Annotated in this window: 7 protein-coding genes; 2 read left to right on the top strand and 5 right to left on the bottom strand. The window is 48.9% G+C overall.

The features are described 5' to 3' along the window. Positions 1–38: 38 nt before the first annotated feature. Complete coding sequence (locus KDK14_RS08490) at positions 39–242, bottom strand: helix-turn-helix domain-containing protein (protein WP_257264664.1); 204 nt, start codon at positions 240–242, stop codon at positions 39–41. A gap of 156 nt (positions 243–398) precedes the next feature. Between KDK14_RS08490 and KDK14_RS08485 the strand changes: the two genes are divergently transcribed. Continuing rightward, a complete protein-coding gene (locus KDK14_RS08485) occupies positions 399–806 on the top strand; it encodes an AlpA family transcriptional regulator (RefSeq protein WP_257264663.1) in 408 nt (135 codons plus the stop codon). After that, entirely contained in the window at positions 803–3,535 is a 2,733-nt protein-coding gene (locus KDK14_RS08480) for a toprim domain-containing protein (RefSeq protein WP_257264662.1), read from the top strand. The genes KDK14_RS08485 and KDK14_RS08480 overlap by 4 nt, the downstream gene beginning before the upstream one ends. Before the next feature lie 146 nt (positions 3,536–3,681). Here KDK14_RS08480 and KDK14_RS08475 read toward each other — a convergent pair whose 3' ends face one another. The 4 genes from KDK14_RS08475 to KDK14_RS08460 form a co-directional block, all read right to left on the bottom strand. Beyond that, positions 3,682–3,975, bottom strand: coding sequence for a type II toxin-antitoxin system RelE/ParE family toxin (locus KDK14_RS08475; protein WP_257264661.1), 294 nt, complete (start codon positions 3,973–3,975; stop codon positions 3,682–3,684). Beyond that, complete coding sequence (locus tag KDK14_RS08470) at positions 3,963–4,235, bottom strand: CopG family ribbon-helix-helix protein (protein WP_257264660.1); 273 nt, start codon at positions 4,233–4,235, stop codon at positions 3,963–3,965. Before KDK14_RS08470 ends, KDK14_RS08475 begins: the two co-directional genes overlap by 13 nt. Before the next feature lie 49 nt (positions 4,236–4,284). Beyond that, entirely contained in the window at positions 4,285–4,566 is a 282-nt protein-coding gene (locus KDK14_RS08465; protein WP_257264659.1) for a type II toxin-antitoxin system RelE/ParE family toxin, read from the bottom strand. Beyond that, positions 4,563–5,009: CopG family ribbon-helix-helix protein (locus tag KDK14_RS08460; protein WP_257264658.1), on the bottom strand; the 447-nt coding region annotated here is incomplete at its 5' end. The genes KDK14_RS08460 and KDK14_RS08465, both read right to left, overlap by 4 nt.

Below are 5,009 nucleotides of genomic sequence, written 5' to 3'. Positions count from 1 at the left end.
CATAGTTCCAGAATTAGAGTGAAATGGGAAAGTTATTTTTAGACAATTCCCAAGCTAACATTCCCGGCAGCTGCAATTTTCATCAGCTGCTGAATCCCCGGATTATCAACCACTCCATTCATCAACCGGGAGAGATAACTCTGGCTTATCCCCGTCGCTTCCGTAAGATTGCGGGTTCCACCCAACCGGTCACGAACCTCAGAAATACGCCCGCCTAGACCTTCCTGCACAATTTTTTCCATATTTGCATTGACCTGAAAATTTTAACTATATAATATGCATATATGCACGCATTAAGCGACGCATAAACGTTATACATCATATAGTAAGCATTAACGCATACTTTTTAAAGTTATTAATCACTATCCGAATAGTTTATTAGACTAAGGTGCATAAAAATGAGTCATAATACAATAGGTGACATGCTCAATGATCTGTTCAAGGCCATCGGGCAACTGGCCGAACCCACATCAATCTTTGACATCAACCGTGATGAATTGCTAACCATGGATGAAGTGTGCAAGCGATTCGGAATCACTCGGACCACTCTTAACAACTGGATCAAACAAGGCGAATTTCCGGAACCTGTAGTTATTGGCACGATAAAACGTTGGCCAACATCCCTGATCAACGCCCGCATCTATGAAGACAACCCACACCTGAGAGCCCGGGAAAACCTGATGTTTCAAGCCAGACGGGTAGCCGGTTCCGACGCCACCAAAACCAAAGAGCAATTTGATCATGAACAACTGCTAACCGAAGCCCGACGCATTGCCAAATCTGAGAAACCAGGTGCTGCAGCATGAGTTTGGTTAATGAGATTCTTGATCGCTTGTTAAACGACAAGTCACTTAAATTAAAAGACATTAAAAGCCTAAAATACCTCCGGGATGGGATCTGTCCCAAATGCGGAGGTGACGGACTCTGGGTCTATCGGGAATCGCCCTGGTCACTGATTTGCGCCAGGATGAACGACTGCGGAGTCATCATTGATATCCGGAATTTTTACAAGGATCTTTTTGAGAACTTCACAGAACGTTATCCGGCAACAACGACCGACCCCAACGCCAGCGCCCGGGCCTTTCTGGAATACCGTGGCCTCAACACCGGTGCCATGGCGGGCTGGTACTCCCAGGAACAGATGAGACTGGCCGATGGCAGCACCGCCCAATCCATCCGCTTCAAAATCTCGGATGACTGTTACTGGGCCCGCCTGCTCAATCAGGAAGATATACGCCGCAACAAAGGCAAAAAGGCCAAAATAGTGGGTCCATATAAAGGAGAATGCTGGGCACCACCACGTCAGGACATTAATGATCGGGACACCGTATGGATTACCGAGGCCATTTTTAAATCCTGCGCCTTGTCATTCCTGGGAAAAAAGACCATTACCGGGTTAAGTTCCAATAACCTTCCCATTGAGTTCATCAAACGCAATGCGGGCCGGAAGATCACCTGGGTCATTGCCCTGGATAACGATCACGCCGGGCACCGCCATGCACCGGAATATAAAAAGCAACTGCAGGATATGGGCGAAAAGGTTCTGGTGGCCTATCCAAAAGGCAAGGATGATTGGGATGAAGCCTATCGCAGGCGCTGGAAAGACAAGGAAGGGAACCGGCACGAATACCTCACCGATGAGTATTTTAAAAAAGCACTCTGGCGGGGTGCTTATCACAGTGCAACCAGTGCCGTGGAAAAGGCATTCTGGCTCTTTGTGAAAACCGATCATAAATACATGGTCATTGAACATAACCATCAGATCTGGAAATCCACCATCCGGGACAAGAAAGACGACAACGCCATGGAAGGCTATAAAGGCCGCTACCTGAACAATTCAGAGGTGCTCTACACCACCGCCAACGAAAATCCGGAACTGTATATCCAGGAGTTTAAAAGCGCCTACCACACCACGGCTATCAGCAACTGCCTGCCCAAATTTCTCTATGCGGAGATCAATCCCCAGACGGAGGATAAACACTATTTCTTTCGGGTGACCTTTCCCGGCAGACAACAGCAAGTGCTGACCGGGCTGTCATCCAATGACATCGACTGCCCCAGTAACTTCAAACGCTCATTGCTGAGTAAAGTGACCGGAGCCCTGTTCAATGGCGTTCAGGCCGATCTGGATTATCTCCATTTATCCTGGTTTGACGCAGCTGAAGGGCCGGAAGAGATCCGGACAATCCCTTTTGTAGGCTATGACAAATTCACCGGCGCTTATGCCTTTCCGGATTTTGGCTATTACCAGGGGAAAATGGTCAAAAAGAACAAGGATGGCTACCTGGCGTTTGGCAATCTCAGCCTGAAAAGCAACCTGAAACTGATTGAGGACAACATCTATCACCGGGGCAATGATCACTTTGACCCGGCCTGGTACCAGGATTTCTATTTTGTTTTTGAACATCAGGGGTTGGCCGCCCTGGCCTTCTGGACCGGCTCCCTGTTTGTCGAGAAAATCCGGCAGAAACAGGAGGGTTACACCCTGCTGGAGATCTCCGGCGATCGTGAAACCGGCAAAACCACCCTGACCAAACTGCTCTGGCGTCTGCTGGGAGTAAGCAGATATGAGGGGGTTGACCCGCTGAAAATGAATGAACGGGCACTGGCCCGCAAGTTTGCCCAAACCGGGAATATTCCACTGGTGATGATTGAAGGAGACCGCAATGAATCCAAAAAACGGAGCATGTTTGACTATGACTGGCTGAAAACCACCTGGGAAGGGGGGGCCATCCGGGGCACCGGCTGGAAAAACCACGGACTGGAAACCAACGAAGATCCATTCAAGGCTTCGGTGATGGTGGTTCAGAACCTGACCATTGACGGATCGGACGCCCTGCTCTCCCGTTTTGTTCATCTCCATATGAGCGCCAAGGGCTATAACGCCGATGTGGAAAAAGCCATTCATCGCCTCAGAGAAATCGATATTGACACCATGGCCGCTTTCCGGAACCGGATTCTCTGCCATGAGCCGGAACTGCTGAAAGCCTATTTTCAACAGTACGACAGCGCCCACCGGGAACTCATTGAACGGGCCAACCGGGAACAGATCAAGTTCACCCCCAGGGTCATCCAGAACCATGCCCAGATCCTGACCTGGGCGCATGTCCTGCAGCCGGTATTCAAGGGAGAAATTACCGACATACAACTGAGTCATTTTAAAAGCTATCTCTGGGGACGATGCCTGGACCGTCAACGCCGCCTGCAAAGCGAACACCCCATGCTCCAACAGTTCTGGGACTATTACGACAAGCTCAACTGGAAAACCGTTCACCATGAAAATGGCAAAACTTACAACGTGGAGATTCTGAACCACCTGCCCGGCTCTGGCAAAATTGCCGTCAACCTGACGGACTTTGACGAACTGTGTGGCGAGCACAAACTGCAACGGATCGACATCAACGAACTGAAACAGCTGTTCCCCAACAGTGTGAGCCGCCGCTACATCGAGAACAAACCCCTGCGGAGCAAGCAGCCCAATATGAACGGCAGGACAAGACGCTGCTGGATCTTTGATGAGGTGATCAATGGATAGAGAAAGAAAAGATAAAAAAATGGGGTTGGCCCAAACCAAACCCCATTTTCTAATGACTTCATAGCAAAGCCACTTGTCAATGCCTTGCCATCGTAACCAAAACCCACGTTGAATTCAACCGTTAAACGGGCTCAAAATTGAGCCCGTTAATAGCCTGCCTCTTTTTGATGCCGGAAGGCCAACAGAAACACGGTCTCACTGGGATCATCATAACGATACAGCCCCACATAACCGGAATCCCCATGAGGAATAATGACTTCCCGCAATGTCGGATAATCATCCAGCGGTTTACCCATAAACGGATGGTTTTCTAACCAAGCCAGTGTTTGCTGAATGGCCATGACTGCAGTGCAAGCCGCTTCGGGGTTTTTCTCTTGCAGGAACCGGCGACATCGCTCCATGCCTTCAACGGCTTGTTCGGTAATAATCAATCGTGGCATTGAGGTGGCTCAGACTCTTTATCCGTTCCCCAACTATCCAGCCAGCCCTGGACCTCTGCCCCACTTAAATGGCGATTATCAACCTGATACTTTTCCCAGGAAGCTATGGCTTCCTGCTTAAAAGATTCTCTGGCCTCTTCCCGTTCGACATATTCACGAATGGCCTCTTTCATGATCCAGTGCACGGAACGTCGCCGCTGCTCAGCCAGGCCCCGTACCCGATCTTTTAATGCATCATCAATTTTTATGGACGTGGCCATCTGTGCCTCTTTTATTACCAAGTAATACTTTTTAATACTTTAGCATACTTTATTCCCTGGGCCACCGCTGACGCTGATGGGGTACAAACAGAATATTGACCAAGTCCTGTTCAACATGATAAATCACTTTAAGCGGGTTATCCGGAATAATCAGTTCCCGGGTATGGTGTACTTTACCCACCCTGCCTTTCAGCGGATTTTCTGACAACTGTTCTACCGCTTCCAATACTTCCAGAACGATCCGGTTACCGGCCTGTGGATTGCGAATCGACATGTAATCCAGCCAGTCATTCAAATCTTCCTTTGCTTCCTCCATCCAACAGATATTCATGACTTACCCTGAATACGTTTCAGGATGGAATCCCTGACCTCATCATGGGGCACCCGCTTTGCTTCACCGGCTTCCAGCTTTGCCAAACGTCTTTTGGTTTCCTTGATCACCCATTCATGGTGTTTTACATACTCTTCAATGGCTTCGCGCATCACAAAATTGGCATCACGGCCACAAATTTGGGCGATTTCATCAACCGCCTGGCTGACCTCATTATGTAACCGGACGGTTCTGGCTGACGTGGACATAAACACCCCTATCATGTATCTAATAGAATCTATTGTATACAAAAGTATAACCACCCATCGGAACCAATAAAACATCAACCCCCTCAATTTTGAGGAGGTGTAACGCCCGTCAGCGCAATTTTGCGCCCACATCCCATCACCAAAGCCCCCGTTACGCCAACCGTTACTGCCTGTTACAGCCTTGTTACGCCAAAA

Origin of the sequence: Endozoicomonas sp. ONNA2 (assembly GCF_024606365.1) — a bacterium.
Taxonomy (GTDB): domain Bacteria; phylum Pseudomonadota; class Gammaproteobacteria; order Pseudomonadales; family Endozoicomonadaceae; genus Endozoicomonas.
Note: the sequence above shows the minus strand (reverse complement) of the source record. Positions and strands in the feature narration are given on the sequence as shown.

Coding starts and splice junctions, on each gene's coding strand:
- KDK14_RS08490 (WP_257264664.1), bottom strand. CDS start 242: ATGGAAAAAATTGTGCAGGAAGGTCTAGGCGGGCGTATTTCTGAGGTT.
- KDK14_RS08485 (WP_257264663.1), top strand. CDS start 399: ATGAGTCATAATACAATAGGTGACATGCTCAATGATCTGTTCAAGGCC.
- KDK14_RS08480 (WP_257264662.1), top strand. CDS start 803: ATGAGTTTGGTTAATGAGATTCTTGATCGCTTGTTAAACGACAAGTCA.
- KDK14_RS08475 (WP_257264661.1), bottom strand. CDS start 3,975: ATGCCACGATTGATTATTACCGAACAAGCCGTTGAAGGCATGGAGCGA.
- KDK14_RS08470 (WP_257264660.1), bottom strand. CDS start 4,235: ATGGCCACGTCCATAAAAATTGATGATGCATTAAAAGATCGGGTACGG.
- KDK14_RS08465 (WP_257264659.1), bottom strand. CDS start 4,566: ATGAATATCTGTTGGATGGAGGAAGCAAAGGAAGATTTGAATGACTGG.